Source organism: Mammaliicoccus sp. J-M41 (assembly GCF_022385935.1).
Taxonomy (GTDB): domain Bacteria; phylum Bacillota; class Bacilli; order Staphylococcales; family Staphylococcaceae; genus Mammaliicoccus; species Mammaliicoccus sciuri_A.
In genome coordinates this window covers 31,578-50,909 of the sequence record NZ_JAJNIR010000016.1, presented here as the reverse complement: position 1 = coordinate 50,909, position 19,332 = coordinate 31,578, and the positions used below count along the sequence as shown (strand labels likewise).

Genomic DNA, 19,332 nt, shown 5'->3' with positions numbered 1-19,332 from the left:
ATTTACGCTCTATATAAAAAGAACCGCAGGTCTCTTCAGATCTACGGATTTTCGCCATGCCACGAAATTAGCATCATGCTAGCAAGTTAAGAGAACACTGACATGATAAATTAGTGGTTAGCTATATTTTTTACTTTGCAACAGAACCTTTTTAGGTCCTAACCACCCTGGATCAGCATCAAAATCATGAATTTCTAACGGCTTATTCGTCCATAAATGCACATGTTATTCATTATCATGATAAATTAATTTTAAAGCTAAATGTGCAGCTGATATCCTACTTCCAACAACATATTTTTGAATATTTACATCTTCAAAAATATGTTGTACATCTTGTGCATGCTCATACATTTCTGGAACCTTTGGCTTATGGTTACAACCAGATGCGATGATAACATTCTGTGTATATATCATCTCCCCTGATTCTAAAACGACGCACCATTTATCGCGATTTTTCTTTATATCTACAGCCGTGTCTTTAATATGACATTCCGTTAATCGATAATATTTAACTTGTTCCGCTGTATGGTCCATAAACATATCTCTTTTCGGCCTTTTATACTTACCATAAATACCACCTGCATAATCCATTTTCTTAAAATATTGTTTTAAATGAAAAGGATTTGGGTGAACATGGTGTACGATTGGAGACCTTAAATAAGGCATACTAATATTTTGCGTTCGATGGTCAAATTGATGACAGAACACATCATGCGGATCAATAATTGTTAAGTCTTTATTTTTCAATCCTTTAACTTTTAATTCTAATGCTATCGTTATCGCGTGGATGCCACCACCTACTATCGTCCACTTCATCTTATCACCTTTATTCTCCTTAAATCGTAATCATTAAGTTTTACATCATAACCGATTTTACCTATCGTTTGCAACTGAACAGTTATACAAACTTGACATCGATTATTAAAAACTATACATTGATAGTAATTAAATAGATGCACTAGGGGTGTTTTTTTAACTGAGATGAGTATGAACTCGAACCCTTTGAACCTGAACTAGATCGTACTAGCGTAGGAAAGTGTTTGTGAAATGAATTTATAGGGATGACTATGCCCTTTTTATAAATATCTTTGTTTTTACACAACTTTCTTACGAGAAGGTTGTGTATTTTTTTATTTAAAATTCTGTATAGGAGTGTTACATATGACAAAGACAATATTAGTAACAGGTAGTAGTAGAGGATTAGGCGCAACAATCGCACGTACATTAGCATCTGAAGGACATCAAGTCATCATTAATTATCATAATAGTAAAGCGTTAGCAGAACAGTTAGTTGATGAAATTGGAGCAGAACAAGCGATTGCTATTCAAGCGGATGTGACGAATCGCTCTGAAGTTGATCAGTTAATTGATGAAGGTACGAAACATTTTGGAAAAATTGATGTCGTCGTCAATAATGCTTTAGTTAGCTTTAAATTTGATCCAGTAAAACAAAAAGCATTCGTCGATCTTGCATGGGAAGACTATCAACAGCAAATTGATGGCACATTAAAAGCAGCATTTAATATCGTGCAAAGTGTTGCACCACAATTCATAGAAAGAAAACAAGGTGCTGTCATTAGTATTGGTACGAACTTATTCCAAAATCCTGTCGTACCTTATCATGAATATACAACTGCGAAAGCTGGTTTAATTGGCTTCACGCGTAATATCGCTGCTGAATTAGGTCAATACGGCATTACAGCCAATGTTGTTTCTGGTGGCCTACTCAAAACGACTGATGCCAGCTCTGTAACAACACCTGAAGTGTTCGACTTAATTGCTCAATCAACACCTCTTAAAAAAGTCACTTCACCACAAGATGTCGCAAATATGGTGAGCTTCCTTGCTACTGATAAAGCACGTGGTATAACTGGACAAAATTATACTGTAGATGGTGGCTTAACAATGAACTAGAATTCCAAGAGAGAGATAAGGAGAATAGAAATGCGTAATTTAAGAAGTGATCAACTCAATATTGGTGTCTTATTATATGGATGTGGCCATCATCAAGCTGCATGGCTTATGGAAGACTCCTCTATCGAACAGATTGGTGATATCTCTTATTATCAATCATTAGCACAACTATCAGAAAGAGGTTTATTAGATGCCGTGTTCTTTGCAGATAATCAGTCATTCCCTGCAAAGTCAGATAGTGAATTACCTGCATTCTGGTTAGATCCGATTGTGAACTTGACTGCTATATCACAAGTGACACAACATATTGGTTTAGTTTCAACAATCTCAAGTTCATTTTCAAACCCTTATACTGCTGCTAGGCAAATTTTAACGCTTGATCATGCAACGAATGGTCGTGTTGGTTGGAACTTAGTAACATCTATGACAGATATAGAAGCTCAAAATCATAGTATGAAAGCTTTACCTCAGCATGATGCTAGATATCATAAAGCACAAGAATTTGCTGAGTTAATGGACAAACTATTTACATCTTGGCATAAAGAAGACTTTGTTCATGACCGTCATAACAATAAAGTGATTAATCATGAGCATGTGCATGCTTTTCATCATTCTGGCGATTATTTCCAAGTAAATGGACCGTTATCGACACCGAGTAGTCCTCAAGGCAAACCTGTTGCTATGCAAGCTGGTGCATCCAAACAAGGTATTGCGTTAGCCGTCAAACATGCAGACGCAGTTTATTCAGTATCATGGAACTTGAAACAAGCGAAAGCTTATAGAAATAAATTAAATACGGCCATCAGCGCAAGTGATACACCCGAGAAATATATTAAAGTCTTCCCAGGATTAGTCACTTATGTTGGGGAAACACGTGAAGAAGCACTGCTCAAAAAAGAAAAATTAGATAAAGCTTTACCAATTGAAAATGCCATTAAACAATTAAGTACGTTTGTTAGACAAGATTGTTCGAAATGGGCATTGGATGAACCTGTCCCAGAACTGCCACCTGTAGAAGCATTCGATGGTCCAGTAGGCAGATATGAAACGATTTTAGAAATTATAGAAGATACCGCCCCTACAGTGAGAGAATTATTAGGTTATCTCAATGCAGGTGGTGGGCATCTTACATTAATAGGTACACCTGAAGAAATAGTAGATGAAATGGAGCTTTGGTTTAAGTCTGGAGTTGCTGATGGCTTTAATTTAATGCCACCTACTTTACCACATAGTCTTGAAGATTTTGTAACATATATTGTTCCAGAATTACAACGACGCGGACTGTATAGAGAAGCTTATTCAAGTCAGACATTTAAAGAGCTTTTAAATGTACATTAAAAAATTAAATAAGATAAATAAATGACAATAACAACAGAAATAGAACTAAACAACGTAGACATGAAGACTAATTCTGCAGCTAAAGCTGGATAATTATCATATTCTTGTGCAATAACTGAGCTGTTCACGGATGTTGGCATCGCTGAAGCTATAAACAATGTTTGTGCGATAATGCCATCTAACCCCATGCATTTTATGATGACAAATGCGATAGCAGGTCCAACAACTAATCTTATAAAGATATAAATATAAGAAGATGACCATTTAAAATTAAGTTTAATATTGGCAATTTGTGCACCGAGAAGAATTAAAGCAATCGCAATCATAGCGTCAGACAAATAACTGACAGTCGTCCACATGAACTCAGGAATTGGAATATGATTATAGTTTAAAATAATAGCAAGAACGAGTGCATAAATAATGGGCATCTTAAAGTAATTGAGTAATGCTTTAAGTTTACCTAATTGAACGGATTGAATTGCGAAGACACCATATGTAAACGTGAAGACATTTTGTAGCGTTAATACAATAACTTGTGCAGACATTGCAAGTGGATCACTTTTAAATACAATATCATTTAACGGCGCACCATAGTTACCAGAGTTAAAGAAGAGCACACTATTGGTTAAAGTCGTCTCTTTACCCTTATCTAAATTTTGCATTTTGGCGATAGCAAAAGCGACGATATATAAAGCAATTATGTATATGACGAAGAATACGATGATTAATAATAATAAATTGACCGCTAACTCAGCTTTGTAAAACTTGGCAAAAATAAATCCAGGCACAAACACATTGATATTTAATTTTGCGAGCGTACGTAAATCAAGTTTCACACGCTTTTGAAGCACATAACCTAACGCTGTCATTAGAAAAATCGGTACAACAACCGTTAGTAAAATATTGAGCATTTCAGACAAAAAGACACCCCCACGATGTTTAAGATAAGTTTTTGATAGTAATATCATAACATTCTTAGAAAATTGTTGGGGGCGTCTTTTTAATATTGCAAATAATCGTGCGCTATATATGAGAGAATGATACAGACTTTAAATCATGTTTGAGGCTCGGATATGCGAGAGAATTGGGTTTTTAAGGAACTCGTGTGTTAATTAGGGACTTAACTCACGTCTTTTATGATCTTGTGTGTTTACTCCCTCTTTAACTCACATCTTTTGTGATCTCGTGAGTTTATTCCGACTTTAACTCACATCACAGCCAATATTCACATTCCACTCATTACTCAATTTATAAAATATACACTATGACTTCCTGAACCTCTTTTCTACACATCTTCATTTACATAAAAAAGAAGAATCTTGTACGAAAATTCATTTGTCCAAGATTCATTCACACTAGTAAATATAATGGTTTCATTATATTTGTATATGCTCGTAATTAAATTATATCACGACTTCCAATTACTACCAACACCTTACACTCATTACATTAAAATACAACAAAATTTATCATTATACATATTAGAATTTTTAGTAAATTCTGTTTATTTTATTGAAAACCATTTTCATTTGTATTATAATTTTATTTAATATGTTTTTTTAGACATTATTTTATCCAACAAAGGAGCGTCAAACATGAGTGAAAATAGCAATCTTGTAACTTCTACACAAAATATAATTGAACAAGCTTTATATAAATTAGGGTACGATGAAGGTCTTTTTGAATTGATTAAAGAACCTGCTAGATTTTTAAGAGTTCGTATTCCAGTTAAAATGGATGATGGATCTGTAAAAACTTTTACAGGATATCGATCTCAACATAATAGTTCAGTGGGACCTACTAAAGGCGGCGTCCGCTTCCACCCTGATGTAGATGAAAATGAAGTAAAAGCATTATCAATGTGGATGACTTTAAAATGCGGCCTTGTAAACTTACCTTATGGTGGTGGTAAAGGTGCCATTCAATGTGACCCTCATAGCATGAGTCAAAATGAACTAGAAAGATTGTCACGTGGATATGTTAGAGCAATTGCTCAAATCGTAGGACCTACTAAGGATATCCCAGCACCCGATGTATATACGGATGCTCAAATCATGTCTTGGATGATGGATGAATATAGTATTATGCATAAAGTTAACGCGCCAAATTTCATTACAGGTAAACCCATTTCTTTAGGTGGTTCACTAGGTCGTGAACAAGCAACAGCATTAGGTGCTGTAATTACGATTGAAGAAGCGGCTAAACGTAAGCATATTAATATCAATGGTGCAAAAGTTGTTATACAAGGATTTGGTAATGCTGGTAGCTTTATCGCTAAAATCCTACATGATAAAGGTGCAAAAATTGTATGTATCTCAGAAAGTCGAGGTGCTTTATATGATCCAGAAGGTTTAGATATTGATCATTTATTAGAACTTCGTAAAGAACACGGTAGAATCACACCTTTATTTGATAACATTATTCCAAACGAAGATATATTTGGAATTGATTGTGACATTTTAGTACCCGCAGCTTTAGCAAACCAAATCACCGCACAAAATGCAGGAGACATAAAAGCGAGTATAGTAGCAGAAGCGGCTAACGGTCCTACAACACAAGAAGCAACACGTATTCTGACAGAAAATGATGTCCTTTTAATTCCGGATGTACTAGCCAGTGCCGGTGGTGTAACTGTTTCATACTTTGAATGGGTACAGAACAATCAAGGACTTTATTGGTCAGAAGAAGAAGTGAATCAGTTATTAAAAACTAAGATTGTCGAAGCTTTTGACAAAGTATATGACATTTCACAAAAGAGAAAACTAGACATGAGATTATCAGCTTATGTTGTAGGTGTTAGACGTACAGCCGAAGCAACACGATTCAGAGGATGGGCTTAATAAATAGAGTATTAATGAAAATAGTGAATGTCATGGCTTTACTCGACACTTAAGCCACGACTTTCACCATCTCTTGGCTTTATTCAGTACTTAAGCCACGACTTCAGCCATCTCTTGGCTTAACGACTCTATTAAGCCAAGAATCACCTATCTCCCTTATATTTCACTCTCAATATGTATCAAAAAAGCAGAAACCGCTCTAATGGTTCCTGCTTTTTACTATATTAACTATTCAAAGTAGTGATGTGCTTTAAGGAATTTTTCTGCGATTATGGCTGGTTCTTCTTTTTTACCGTCTGCTTGATAATTCAATTCTTGCATCTTTTCAGTGGATACTTTCCCAACCAATTTTTCTATTGATTTTTTAGCTTTTGGATTATGTTTCAAATATTCATTTGTTGCTAATGGACTGGCGTCATATGGTGGAAAGAAGTGACGATCATCTTCTAGTGTCACTAAATCATAAGCTGCTATTCTCCCGTCTGTTGTATAACCAAGTGCGGCATCAATACTCTTATTCTTCAATGCATCATATACAAGTCCAATTTGCATTGTTCTAATATCCTTAAATTCAAATCCGTACGCTTTTGAAAAAGCTGGATAGCCGTCCCCTTTTCGTTTAATCCAAGTAGGGTCACTTGCTACTCTTAGTTCATCCTTATGCTTGGCTAAATCTGAAACTTTTTTTAAATTGTACTTTTTAGCTGTTTCTTTAGTGACTGTAAATGCAAAGGTATTTTCAAAGCCATATGAGTCAAAGAATGTTTGATCAAACTTCTTTTGAAAACCTGTTTTAACAGCTTTCTCAGCTTTTTTAGTATTTGTAATGGGTTCAGAGTTTAAAGCACCTACTAAATCAGTACCTGTATATCTTGTCGCAGATATTTGCGCATTATCATTTAATATCGCGTTATGTTCAATTACCGCAGAACCAAGATTATTTACAATTATCGGTTTTACTTGCCCTTTTGTATCATGCTCAATTTGTAAGCGAATCATATGCGCCATGATTTGAGACTCACTTGTAGCAAGCGCCGTAATTTTCACTGTATCAGACGATGCGCCACCTAAGCCTGGTAAAGTACAACCGCTTAATAATAATGTACAAATTAAAATTAAAGTAAGTTTTTTAAATTTGATAAAGATTCTCCTCCATTTTATGTATATTTGTATAGTATTAATATTAGCATAAATTGTTTGATTGATTTTTCAGGTATTTGGAAAAAGATTTTGAAGCGGATTGTATAACAATGTTTAGTTTATATTCAATTATACAACTGCTATAATGTGTATTAAGATAAAATATATCATTAAACATATAGACGCACGGAGGATAAATGAATGGACGACTCATTAAGAAACAAAAGGAAGAATGAACATATTCAGCTGGCATTAGATACGTATTCACCAGTTAGTACTGATTTTGATAAAGTACAGCTTATACATCAATCCATTCCTTCTATTAATAAAAACCAAATTGATTTATCAGTAAAGTTTCCGCATTTCACTTTTAAATACCCTATTTATATCAATGCGATGACAGGTGGAAGTGAAAGAGCAGCAACTATTAACAAAGAGTTAGCGCAAATAGCTAAAGCTTGTAACATACCAATGGCAGTAGGTTCTACACATTCAGCTCTAAAAGACCCTAACGCTGAATCAAGTTTCACAGTAGTACGTGATGAAAATCCTGAAGGTCTATTATTCAGTAATGTCGGAGCAGATATTGAATATGCAAAAGCTAAGAAATCAATAGAACTTCTAAATGCTGATGCCTTACAAATTCACGTTAATGCACCTCAAGAACTGATAATGCCTGAAGGTGATACTGAATTTGAAAATTGGCTAACAAACATTCAAGAAATTCAAGATAATATTGATATACCAGTGATCATCAAAGAAGTTGGTTTCGGTATGAGTGCTGAAACGATTCAAAAAGTTAAAGATATTGGTATTCAATATGTAGATGTAAGTGGTAGAGGCGGTACGAATTTTGCGGACATTGAAAATCAAAGAAGACCATTAAAAGATATGGCATTCTTAAATCAATGGGGACAAAGTACTGTTCAAAGCTTATTAGAAGCACAATTATTAAATGCAGATATTCACATATTAGCCAGTGGTGGCGTTAAAAACCCACTCGATGCCATTAAGTCTCTTGTATTAGGTGCAGAAGCTGTTGGCTTATCTGGATATGTTCTCAAATATTTAGATGCTTATGGCGTAGAAGATACAATTGAACATATGAAACAATTTATCGAACAAATGCATGTCATTGCTAATTTATTGAATGCATCAAACGTATCTGATTTAAAATCAGTCAGCTATGTATTGTCTCCAGAATTACAGACATATGTAGAACAACGCGCGAAATCAATAAAAGCTTAATCAGAAAAACAGCTTTTCCTCTTCTAGAAAAGCTGTTTTTTATATGGCTATAATGTCTCAAAGTTCATTCATATTTTTCGCAATTTAATATTCATTTTCATTGTAAGTTAAAAGTGATAATATTAAACATATATATTAAACACATCTTTAAAGTACATGTGTACTTTTCTATATTGTACAACTTAAAGGAGAGATTATCATGGCTGATCAACATATACCATCTTTATATTATACGGAAGCTTCAAAAAGTGCTGTCCCACTACTTGCACATGAACAACACTTGCAAACTGTAACAGCTGAACCTTGGATCAAAATTTCTGATGAAGGTCTTCAATTAGAAGGTTTATGCTTTGATAGAAATCATAATCTTTTCTTATGTGAAGTATTTGGCGGAACTATTTTCCGCGTAGATTTACCTGAGAAAAAAGTTAATACAGTATTTAAATCTGAGAAAACTAACCCGGCTTCTGTTAAAATACATAAAGACGGACGATTATATATGTCTTATTTAGGTGACTTCAAAAGTTCTGGTGGTATTTTTGCGACTGATACAGACGGCAAAAATCCACAAAGTATCGTTTCAGATATCGATACAGAATATTGCGTTGATGATTTAGTATTTGATAGTAAAGGTGGATTCTACTTTACTGATTTTAGAGGATACTCTACGAATCCACTTGGTGGCGTATATTATGTCTCACCTGATCATCAAACGATTACACCTATTATTCAAAATATCGCAGTAGCAAATGGTATTGCATTAAGTACTGATGAACGTGTACTATGGGTGACTGAAACAAATGCGAATAGATTACATCGTATTTCATTAGAAGAAGACGGTGTGACAATTGAACCATTTGGTGCATCTATTCCATATCATTTTACAGGTCATGAAGGTCCTGATTCTTGTTGCATTGATAGCGAAGATAACCTTTATGTCGCTATGTATGGTCAAGGTAGAGTACTTGTCTTTAACAAAAGTGGTTACCCTATCGGACAAATATTAATGCCAGGTCGTGACCAAGGGCATATGTTAAGATCGACACATCCTGCATTTATACCAGGTACAAATCAATTAATCATTTGTGCCAATGATATAGAACGTGGTGGCGATTCTTGGTTATTTACAGCAAAAGGCTTTGCAAAAGGTCATAATAGCTATCAATTTCATTAAAAATTGTAATTATTGCACATTAATTAGTTAAAGTTTTTGAATATATGGTGACAGAGCTTTATAATAATAAAGTGTTTAACAAAAAATAAAATAAGAAATACTAAAGGTGATTGAAAATATGGCACAAATAGGATACGGGGAAGCAAATGGGAAAGTTATTTTAATAGGAGAACATGCTGTTACTTTTGGACAACCAGCAATAGCGATTCCATTTACAACAGGTAAAGTGAAAGTAACGATCCAGTCTCTTAACGCTGGTGATACTTCATATATTAATAGTGATGTATATGAAGGAACGTTACAAACAGCTCCTGAACATATTAAATCTGTTATTTCAAGATTTATCGATAAACATCATATCGAAGAGCCTATAAATGTTAAATTCGAAACAAATCTTCCCCCTTCAAGAGGATTAGGTTCCAGTGCTGCTATGGCTATCGCCTTTGTAAGAGCAAGTTATGATTATATAGGAGAGCCTCTTTCTGACGAATTATTAATAGAAGAAGCGAATTGGGCAGAACAAATCGCGCATGGCAAACCGAGTGGCATCGATACACAAACGATTGTCTCTAATAAACCAGTATGGTTCCAACAAGGAAAAGTAACAACTTTGAAACCACTATCCATAAACGGCTATATGGTCGTGATAGATACAGGTGTTCAAGGTTCTACTAAACAAGCAGTCGAAGATGTCCACCAATTATGTGATCATAACGAACAATATATGCAGTATATAGAGCATATCGGTACGCTCGTATATGACGCTAATGAAGCAATCGAACATCATGATTTCACAAAATTAGCACACGTATTTGAACGTGCACAAGAAAATTTACGCAAGTTAACAGTTAGTCATGACAATATTGAAGCATTACTTGAAATAAGTAAATTACAAGGTGCAACTGCTGGTAAACTTACAGGCGGCGGCCGTGGTGGTAGCATGATTGTACTCGCTCAAAATCTCGACATTGCTGAAAAAATTGCAACAAGTGCTGAAAAATTCGGTGCTCATCATACTTGGATTGAAAATTTAGGAGGTTAACGAGATTGAATATGAGTGGTAAAGCCCGCGCGCACACAAATATTGCTTTAATTAAATATTGGGGAAAAGCTGATGAATCACTTATCATCCCCATGAATAATAGCTTATCCGTTACGCTTGATAAATTTTATACAGAAACAAAAGTAACTTTTAGTCCTGAATATACGAAAGATACACTCGTTCTAAATGGTGAAGAAGTAAACGAGGAACAATCGAAGAAAATTTATCAGTTTATGAACCTTGTAAGAGAACGTAGTCAAACTTCACACTATGCTTATATTGAAAGTGTCAATTATGTTCCTACAGCAGCAGGTCTTGCTTCATCAGCAAGCGCATTTGCAGCCCTTGCTGCAGCATGTAACGAAGCACTTAACTTAAATATGTCTGAAAAAGATTTATCAAGATTAGCTAGAAGAGGTTCAGGCTCAGCTTCTAGAAGTATTTTTGGTGGATTTGCTGAATGGGAAAAAGGTCATGACGACGAAACGTCATATGCACACGCAATTGATGCACAAGGTTGGGAAGAAGATTTATCAATGGTATTTGTGGTCATCAATAACCAATCTAAAAAAGTATCTAGTCGTTCAGGCATGTCCCATACAAGAGACACATCCCGTTTCTACCAATATTGGTTAGATCATGTTGATGAAGATATTGCATCAGTTAAAGAAGCCATACGTAACAAAGACTTCAAACATTTAGGTGAAGTCATCGAAGAAAATTGCTTGCGCATGCACGCTACTAATTTAGGTGCACAGCCACCTTTCACATACTTAGTACCAGAAAGTTATGAAGTTATGGACATTGTACATCAATGTAGAAAAGCTGGATATCCGTGCTATTTTACAATGGATGCAGGTCCAAATGTTAAAATATTAGTCGAAAAGAAAAACCAGCAATTTATAATAGACGCTTTACTTAAATCTTTTAATAAAGAACAAGTTATTGCGAGTGATATTACAAACACAGGAATTGAAATTATTGAGTAAGGAAGAGATATAATGATTCAAGTCAAAGCGCCAGGAAAGCTGTATATTGCTGGAGAATATGCAGTAACAGAGCCTGGATATAAATCTGTCTTAATTGCAGTTGATCGATTTGTGACGGCAACAATTGAAGATACGAATTCATCATCAGGATTTATCCATTCTAAGACTTTACATCATGAGCCGATTACATTTACAAGAGAACAAGACAAAATCATCATTTCTGATAATGATGCTGCAGATCAGCTTAAATATATTACACAAGCTATAGAAGTCTTTGAACAATTTGCTAAAAGTTCCAATGTCACATTAAGACATTATAACTTAACGATTGATAGTAACCTTGATGATGCATCCGGTCATAAATATGGTTTAGGTTCTAGTGCAGCCGTATTAGTATCTGTTATCAAAGCTCTAAACGAATTCTATAACTTACAATTATCAAATTTATTTATTTATAAATTAGCTGTTATCGCTAATATGAAATTACAAAGTTTAAGTTCTTGCGGTGATATTGCAGTAAGTGTTTATACAGGTTGGTTAGTCTATAGTACTTTTGATCACGTTTGGGTTAAACAACAAATAGAAGAAACATCTGTAATGGACGTCCTTTATAAAAACTGGCCAGGCTTACACATCGAACCACTACAAGCACCAGAGCATATGGAAGTATTAATCGGTTGGACAGGCTCACCCGCTTCTTCACATCATTTAGTAAGTGAAGTCAAACGCTTAAAAGCAGATCCAACAATATATACACAATTTTTAGATCAATCTCAGAAATATGTCGAACAACTTATTAAAGCATTTAAGACAAACAATATACAAGGTGTTCAAGATACTATTAGAAAGAATCGTACCGTTATACAATATTTAGATTCATTCGCTACAATAGATATCGAAACACCACATCTAAAAAAATTATGCGATATCGGAGAATCATACGGTGGCGCAAGTAAAACATCAGGAGCTGGCGGCGGCGACTGCGGTATCACAATTGTAGAAAACGATAGAAATAAACAAAAAATATACAATGAATGGTCAAGCAATGGCATTAAGCCACTGAACTTTAGTATTTATCACGGACAATAAAATGAGAAAAGCTAGGACTTTGAACAAGTCCTAGCTTTTTTGTGCAATGATATATGGGGAAACATGGGAATGTTGCTAGTTAGGCCAGTCTTGCAATATTCGACGGCTCTATGTTGCTAGTTATGGCCGTCTTGCAATATTGAACGCTCATATTTATCTTGTTTGGTCAGTCTTAATAAATTCAAATCCTCTACCCCAACTCCCATACCTCTTTTATTTATATTTATTCATCATTTCTTGGGAAATGTGGCAATAATCGTCTGGGCATTTTGCTAAACGGTCTTGGTGTTCTTCTGCGCTTCGTACATAATTCTCCAAAGCTTTAACCTCAACTGCAATTCGGTCTGCATCACTTCTATTTGCTATAAATTGACGTGCAGTTTCTAAATGACACTCTTCTTCACTATAGACACCTGTTCGATATTTCAACCCAACGTCTTCACCTTGTTTGTTCACACTATATGGGTCTATAATTTCAAACAAGTATGCCATCAAATCTTCTACACTAACGATTGCAGGATCAAATACAGTCTTTACACATTCTGCATAACCATCGTATTCACCTTCAAGTGTACGGCTACTTCCATTCGCCCTACCCGCTTCTGTCTCAATTACGCCAGGTAACGTCTTTACAAAAGCTTGCACGCCCCATAAACAACCGCCTGCTAAATATATCGTTTCCATTGCCAACTCCCACTACACTTTTATATTAAGTGTTTTTGATTATTACAATTTTATTATTAAATCGATTTTTAAGATAGACTATATACTTAAACCATTTCAAATAGCGCCATCTATGAGAATATCTATCAAAATAATTATATTCTTTAACCACTTTCCAACTGTCAGGCAAAATGTCTTTTAACTCTGCGACATTATTATAACCAAACTTAAATAATGGTTTACTAGAAAGTTTAGAGACAGATGGATGATTATTTGTATGTTTAGTCATAAATTTTGAACAAAATTCTGAAGCAATTACTAAATGATGCTTATCAAATAAACGAGCAATCTCTTTATATACAGCTTCAACTTCTACTTTCTCAAAATACATTAACACACCTTCAAATATTATTAAAATATCACTATCTTCTTTAAAATGTACATTACGTTTAACATCATCAATCCAACTATAATCAAACATAGACTTATTAATCATTTTATAAAAATAAGTTTCATTAAAAAATCGTTTTCTAAGATTTATACTTTCAGGTACATCAATATCAATCCAAGGAATATTGTTCAATTTCAATCGACTGAGACGCGTATTTAATCCACATCCAATATTGATAATAAATGGATGATTAGCATGTTTAATAAAGTTAATCACAATTTCATCTAAAATTTCTGTCCTAATACTAATACCAAGCTGTGATAGCCAGTCCACATATGTATCAAGTACAGGATTATCTATTTCTTTTATTATTTTAACAGATAAAGGATCATTAATAATTGGCATATCACTTAAAGTCTCTCTCGCCTTAACAGCAAGTGGTATTAACATAGATTCAGGAATTCCTTTTAACTCTGACATATCATAGCCTCCCACTAGAATTTTAAATTTATTATTACAAATTGTAAAAAAATGTCAACTTAAACTTTTTATTCTTTTTGAGGAAGGCTATTCAAATTATGATAAAATACAATAAATAATCTAACAGACATAAAAGAGATGATTTAATCTAGAATACATATTGGAGGTCTACTATGAAGTTAATTGCATATAACGACAATTATTATGATAAAGTGCAGTCATATCAAATGGATAATTCACAACTTCAGTTTACAAAAACACCGAAAGAAAATATTGAACTGGCAGCACAAAATAAAAATAGACATTGCATATTAGGATTAACAGAAGATGATAATCTGGCTGTATTCTTCGTCTTGCATGAACATAGCGAATTTACAAAGTACTTTTCAACACCAGATGAATCCACAATTTTTGTAAGATCATTATCAACAGATAAACGCTATTTAAGACAAGGCTACGCAAAAGAAAGCTTACAACAACTCAATCAATACTTATCAGAACATATGCCACATATAAAACACATTGCACTCTTGGTAGATATTCCAAATCAAATTGCATATGAGCTATATATTAAATTAGGCTTTGTAGATACCGGCGTAGAAATAAATAACGATGGTGATTTAACAAAATTAATGGAGAAGGATTTATTCTCCCCTATTTCTTAACTCATTCTTAACTATTATTAAATAACTTTTAACTGCCTATTTTTTGGGAATTTTTATATTATAATCGACTCATCAAATGATTGGAGATGGTTATATATGAAATTCAAAAAATTAATTCCTGTTACTTTATCTGCTGTTATTTTAGGTTTTGGTGCGGTGAGTGTTACTGATTCTCATCATGCTGATGCTAGAACGTATTCTCAAAATGGATTAACGCTTCATGATGATGCGCGCTTATCATTCCATACTGATCAAGATTTAGCAGCTCTATTAAACAAAGATACTGACACATTAACTAAACAGCAACTTATTGATTATTTTAAATTATTAGGCTTTAAAAATGTAGGACAAGTTATTAAAACTGCTGAAAAACAAAATATTGATGTTTCTGCTTTTTATAAATACAGAAATCATAAAGGTTGGAGATAAGAAATAATGAAGTTGAATGGCATTATACATGCTATTCAACTTTTTTATGTGAATTTACATATTATGATTCATAATCATTTAATTGTACTTAATAACTAAACTTTTTTATACTATTTAGGAAATTTTACTTTTTTAATGATTGAAAGTTTGATAAAATCTTAATGCATTAATTAATTTAATGGAGGAATACAATATGGAAAATATAGAAAGAAGATTTATTACAAGATTTTAAAACTAAGCTTTTACGATTGAATACTAATTTTAAATTTCTATGTGGACATGTTGCTAATAATAATGGTTATTCATTAAATTACCTGAACTTATTGTATTTTATTATTGAAAATGAAGGTATGACATTAGCTGGACTTGCCGAATCCTTAGAAACGGATAAAGGAAATTTAAGTCGTTTACTAAACGAACAAATTAGAGAAGGCTTTGTAGAAAAGAAAATGGATAGTGAAGATAATAGAAAAATTCATGTCTTTATCACAGACGTTGGTCGTGAAAAAATTAAAGAATTGAATAAGATATGTATCACAAATTTAGATTACTTATTAAAAATAATACCTGATGATGAATTTATGAACTTTATATCCACTTTAACTAAATTAGACAACCACTTTGGCGATCGCACAAAAGAAATTAAAGAAGGCGAATTACAAGTTTAACTTTCTCATTAAATATCAGTCAATATAACTCCTTTTCACCCTCGAATTCACAAAAATGAAAGATAAAAACGATTTCATATTATTTTACAAAATCAAACAATTGAAAAATGCAACTTTTTTGATACAATATAATGAGGATAAAAATGTGCATTCATATAAAAATTGTTCCATATCAACTAGATACTTTCAAATTGACATATCATATAAATAAAAAAGAGAATTAGAGGAGATAAGAAAATGGATTATAGAGTACTATTGTTTTATAAATATACAACAATTACTGACCCCGAAACTTTTGCAGCAGAGCATTTAGAATTTTGTAAAGACCTTGAACTTAAAGGACGTATTTTAGTAGCAACTGAAGGTATTAACGGTACACTTTCAGGTACGAAAGCTGACACAGATAAATACATGGAACAAATGAAAGCAGACGAAAGATTTGAAGGCATTACATTCAAAATCGACGAAGCTGAAGGACATACTTTCAAAAAAATGCACGTGCGTCCAAGACCAGAAATCGTAGCATTAGACTTAGAAGAAGATGTAGATCCTAGAGAATTAATTGGTAACTACTTATCACCAAAAGAATTTAAAGAAGCTTTATTAGAAGAAGATACAATTGTCATTGACGCAAGAAATGATTACGAATACGACTTAGGACACTTCCGCGGTGCAATTCGTCCAGATATTACAAGATTCAGAGATTTACCAGACTGGATTAAAGAGAATAAAGAACAATTTATGGATAAGAAAATCGTCACTTATTGTACAGGCGGTATCCGTTGTGAAAAATTCTCAGGCTTCTTATTAAAAGAAGGTTTCGAAGACGTAAGCCAATTAGAAGGCGGAATCGCAACTTACGGTAAAGATCCAGAAACTAAAGGTGAATTCTGGGACGGCAAAATGTACGTATTCGATGAAAGAATTAGCGTAGACGTAAACCAAGTCGAAAAAACAGTAGTCGGTAAAGAATGGTTCGACGGCACACCATGTGAAAGATACATTAACTGTAGTAACCCAGAATGTAACCGTCAATTCTTAGTTACAGAAGAGAACGAACACAAATATCTAGGTGCATGCTCACACGAATGTGCATCACACGAAAGAAACCGTTACGTAAAAGCACACAACATTAGCGAAGAAGAAAAAGCAAACCGCTTAGAAAACTTTAAAGCATTAGTATAAATAAATATCACTAAATAAACCCCCTTACTATTCCACTAGTAAGGGGGTTTGGTGATGCCTATGGAAATTATGTAACATTAATTAAAACGAAATAACACCTATTATTCCAGCAATAAATATCATAAATACTGAGGAACCTATTGCCCATTTCATAACAACTTTTTGGTTTGTACCATAATCTATGCCTAACATACCGACTAATAAATAACCTGCAGCATATAGTGGACTTAATACGTGTAATGGTTGTCCGAGTATCGATGCTCTTGCCATTTCAGCTTTTGCGACACCAAATTGTTGGGCAGATTCTGCTAAAATTGGCAAAATACCATAATAAAATGGATCATTGGCCATAAAGTATGTGAATGGCATACTTAAGATTGCTGTGATAAGTGCGAAATGATTACCCATTGATTCAGGAATAACATTTACTAACGCTTTTGCCATCTCATCTACCATTTCAGTACCATTCATAACTCCTGTGAAAATTCCAGACGCAAACACTAAACCTACAACTGCTAATACATTACCTGCATGACGTTTAATTAATTCAGACTGCACTTCAAGGCTTGGATAATTGATTAGTAATGCAATTGCAAAACCAATCATAAATAATACTGGAATTGGTAAGAAACTTGTAATCAATGCGATTAGTAATAATATTGTTAAAAGTGCATTAACAATCACAATTTTCGGTCTTAATAATGCTTTTTCATCTTCATCTGTACCATTAGAATTATGCATTTCATCAAGTGTTAAACTTAAATGATTTTTAATACCGACTCTTCTTCTTTCTTTAACACCTAATACGTAAGCTGCAAATACAGCGAATAGTATGCCAGCTATCATTACTGGAATAATCGGTGTAAATACTTCTTCAGTCGTTAACTGTAGTGAAGAAATCGCTCTTGCAGTTGGACCACCCCATGGCGTCATATTCATAACGCCAATAGATAGCAATGCTAAGGTTGATAATATGTATAAGTTCATGCCCATTTTCTTATATAAAGGAAGCATAGCCGTAACTGTAATAATAAAAGTTGTCGTGCCATCTCCATCTAATGCAACTAATGAAGCTAAAGCGACTGTTCCAATTGTAATCTTAACTGGATCTCCTTTAACTGCTTTCATAATTGCTTCAATGACAGGATTAAATAATCCTGCATCAATCATAATCCCAAAGTATAAAATTGCGAATACGAGCATAATACCCGTTGGTGCCACTGTTAATAGTCCATCCACCATATATTCGCCTAATTTAGAATAGAATCCCCCAATCAGTCCGAAAACTGTTGGCACTATAATTAATGCTGCTAAAGCTGACATCTTTTTGCTCATAATGAGAATCATAAAAATGATAACCATTATAAATCCAAGTATTGCCAAATTTATGTTGTAGTACCCCCTCTATTGTATTTTATTATTGTAAGCGTTTTTATAAATATTCGCAATAGACTATTTTGAAAATTTTCAGAATATTAATTACCATATTTTAATATAAAAAATACCATCCAAATATAATTTGGACGGTATTGTGATTAATTATTTAAAGCTAATTTAATATGTGCTAAATGATGTTCTTCATGCCATGATAACTTTGCGAGTTTAAAGGCTACTGTTGTTTCACCATTATCTTCATGAATGAATGCGCTTTTCAGTTGTTCTTCAGTTAAACTTCGTCCTACAGCAACAATCCGTTCGTTAATACCTTCTAACATTCTAAGAGAACATTCGATAGGTAATTCATTATCTGGTAATTCAATCCATTTTTCTTGATCAAAACCAACTATTGTCCGCTTTCTATCATCGGTTAAAGCAATCTTCAAACGTTGATACATATTCAGTTGAGAATCGGCTATATGATGGACAAGCTGTCTAACTGTCCAACTACCTTCTCTGTGTTTTTTCTTTAATGCTTCGTCGTTTAATCCATCAACAACTTTTCTTAATCGATTTGCGTAGTTACCAATCTCATCTAACCACTGATTAATATCATTCATTGTTACTTTTTCAGGTAATTCTAATTCTCCAATCGGAAATCTTACATCCACAATAATCACCCTTTTCATTAGATTAAATT

19 protein-coding genes, 1 pseudogene and 1 riboswitch are annotated in these 19,332 nt (G+C 33.6%); of the genes and pseudogenes, 13 read left to right on the top strand and 7 right to left on the bottom strand.

Annotation, left to right across the window (positions count from 1 at the left end; genetic code table 11):
• Positions 1-90, top strand: a pseudogene (locus tag LQ686_RS07850) (IS6 family transposase); the annotation flags it as partial.
• A gap of 135 nt (positions 91-225) precedes the next feature.
• Here the strand turns inward: LQ686_RS07850 and LQ686_RS07845 are convergent.
• Positions 226-816, bottom strand: coding sequence for an FAD/NAD(P)-binding protein (locus LQ686_RS07845; RefSeq protein WP_107565932.1), 591 nt, complete (start codon positions 814-816; stop codon positions 226-228).
• Positions 817-950: 134 nt separating this feature from the next.
• Positions 951-1,052, top strand: a riboswitch (TPP riboswitch).
• A 109-nt stretch (positions 1,053-1,161) separates the two neighbouring features.
• Here LQ686_RS07845 and LQ686_RS07840 point away from each other — a divergent pair.
• Complete coding sequence (locus LQ686_RS07840) at positions 1,162-1,914, top strand: 3-oxoacyl-ACP reductase (RefSeq protein ID WP_239733254.1); 753 nt, start codon at positions 1,162-1,164, stop codon at positions 1,912-1,914.
• A 30-nt stretch (positions 1,915-1,944) separates the two neighbouring features.
• Complete coding sequence (locus tag LQ686_RS07835; RefSeq protein WP_103362037.1) at positions 1,945-3,252, top strand: NtaA/DmoA family FMN-dependent monooxygenase; 1,308 nt, start codon at positions 1,945-1,947, stop codon at positions 3,250-3,252.
• Here LQ686_RS07835 and LQ686_RS07830 read toward each other — a convergent pair.
• Positions 3,249-4,172, bottom strand: a complete 924-nt coding sequence (locus LQ686_RS07830) for an AEC family transporter (protein WP_058592100.1) — start codon at positions 4,170-4,172, stop codon at positions 3,249-3,251. The two genes, LQ686_RS07835 and LQ686_RS07830, sit on opposite strands and share 4 nt — an antisense overlap.
• 675 nt (positions 4,173-4,847) lie before the next feature.
• On the opposite strand from LQ686_RS07830, the gene LQ686_RS07825 reads away from it, so the two are divergent.
• Positions 4,848-6,092, top strand: a complete 1,245-nt coding sequence (locus LQ686_RS07825; protein WP_210136199.1) for a Glu/Leu/Phe/Val family dehydrogenase — start codon at positions 4,848-4,850, stop codon at positions 6,090-6,092.
• Positions 6,093-6,320: 228 nt separating this feature from the next.
• On the opposite strand, the gene LQ686_RS07820 is transcribed toward LQ686_RS07825, so the two are convergent.
• Positions 6,321-7,232 (bottom strand): osmoprotectant ABC transporter substrate-binding protein, encoded by a 912-nt coding sequence (locus LQ686_RS07820; protein WP_107572955.1) that lies wholly within the window; start codon positions 7,230-7,232, stop codon positions 6,321-6,323.
• A 201-nt stretch (positions 7,233-7,433) separates the two neighbouring features.
• Between LQ686_RS07820 and fni the strand changes: the two genes are divergently transcribed.
• From fni to LQ686_RS07795, 5 genes are all read left to right on the top strand, one after another.
• Positions 7,434-8,480, top strand: a complete 1,047-nt coding sequence (gene fni / locus LQ686_RS07815) for a type 2 isopentenyl-diphosphate Delta-isomerase (RefSeq protein ID WP_239733253.1) — start codon at positions 7,434-7,436, stop codon at positions 8,478-8,480.
• A gap of 199 nt (positions 8,481-8,679) precedes the next feature.
• Positions 8,680-9,654: an SMP-30/gluconolactonase/LRE family protein gene (locus tag LQ686_RS07810; RefSeq protein WP_204195776.1), complete on the top strand. Its 975-nt coding sequence runs from the start codon at positions 8,680-8,682 to the stop codon at positions 9,652-9,654.
• 118 nt (positions 9,655-9,772) lie between these two features.
• Positions 9,773-10,696, top strand: a complete 924-nt coding sequence (gene mvk, locus LQ686_RS07805; protein WP_037589207.1) for a mevalonate kinase — start codon at positions 9,773-9,775, stop codon at positions 10,694-10,696.
• Positions 10,697-10,701: 5 nt separating this feature from the next.
• Entirely contained in the window at positions 10,702-11,685 is a 984-nt protein-coding gene (gene mvaD / locus LQ686_RS07800) for a diphosphomevalonate decarboxylase (RefSeq protein WP_204168531.1), read from the top strand.
• Between the two features lie 12 nt (positions 11,686-11,697).
• Positions 11,698-12,774 (top strand): phosphomevalonate kinase, encoded by a 1,077-nt coding sequence (locus tag LQ686_RS07795; protein ID WP_037589206.1) that lies wholly within the window; start codon positions 11,698-11,700, stop codon positions 12,772-12,774.
• A 213-nt stretch (positions 12,775-12,987) separates the two neighbouring features.
• On the opposite strand, the gene LQ686_RS07790 is transcribed toward LQ686_RS07795, so the two are convergent.
• Both LQ686_RS07790 and LQ686_RS07785 read right to left on the bottom strand, forming a co-directional pair.
• Entirely contained in the window at positions 12,988-13,458 is a 471-nt protein-coding gene (locus LQ686_RS07790; RefSeq protein ID WP_025907571.1) for a peptide-methionine (S)-S-oxide reductase, read from the bottom strand.
• A 25-nt stretch (positions 13,459-13,483) separates the two neighbouring features.
• Positions 13,484-14,308: a class I SAM-dependent methyltransferase gene (locus LQ686_RS07785; RefSeq protein ID WP_239733252.1), complete on the bottom strand. Its 825-nt coding sequence runs from the start codon at positions 14,306-14,308 to the stop codon at positions 13,484-13,486.
• 173 nt (positions 14,309-14,481) lie between these two features.
• Here LQ686_RS07785 and LQ686_RS07780 point away from each other — a divergent pair, with 173 nt between their 5' ends.
• The 4 genes from LQ686_RS07780 to trhO all read left to right on the top strand — a co-directional run bounded on the left by LQ686_RS07780 (position 14,482) and on the right by trhO (position 17,255).
• Positions 14,482-14,973 (top strand): GNAT family N-acetyltransferase, encoded by a 492-nt coding sequence (locus LQ686_RS07780; protein ID WP_025907567.1) that lies wholly within the window; start codon positions 14,482-14,484, stop codon positions 14,971-14,973.
• A gap of 96 nt (positions 14,974-15,069) precedes the next feature.
• Positions 15,070-15,402, top strand: coding sequence for an SPIN family peroxidase inhibitor (gene spn / locus LQ686_RS07775; protein WP_107565939.1), 333 nt, complete (start codon positions 15,070-15,072; stop codon positions 15,400-15,402).
• Between the two features lie 248 nt (positions 15,403-15,650).
• Complete coding sequence (locus tag LQ686_RS07770; protein ID WP_239733251.1) at positions 15,651-16,070, top strand: MarR family winged helix-turn-helix transcriptional regulator; 420 nt, start codon at positions 15,651-15,653, stop codon at positions 16,068-16,070.
• Between the two features lie 237 nt (positions 16,071-16,307).
• The gene (gene trhO / locus LQ686_RS07765; RefSeq protein WP_239733250.1) at positions 16,308-17,255 is read left to right on the top strand and encodes an oxygen-dependent tRNA uridine(34) hydroxylase TrhO; all 948 of its coding nucleotides are present in this window, start codon (positions 16,308-16,310) and stop codon (positions 17,253-17,255) included.
• Between the two features lie 81 nt (positions 17,256-17,336).
• Here the strand turns inward: trhO and LQ686_RS07760 are convergent, their stop codons facing one another.
• Together LQ686_RS07760 and LQ686_RS07755 are read right to left on the bottom strand one after the other, a co-directional pair.
• Entirely contained in the window at positions 17,337-18,644 is a 1,308-nt protein-coding gene (locus LQ686_RS07760; RefSeq protein ID WP_345772676.1) for a CitMHS family transporter, read from the bottom strand.
• Between the two features lie 146 nt (positions 18,645-18,790).
• Entirely contained in the window at positions 18,791-19,303 is a 513-nt protein-coding gene (locus tag LQ686_RS07755) for a YfiT family bacillithiol transferase (RefSeq protein WP_239733249.1), read from the bottom strand.
• Between the last annotated feature and the right edge of the window lie 29 nt (positions 19,304-19,332).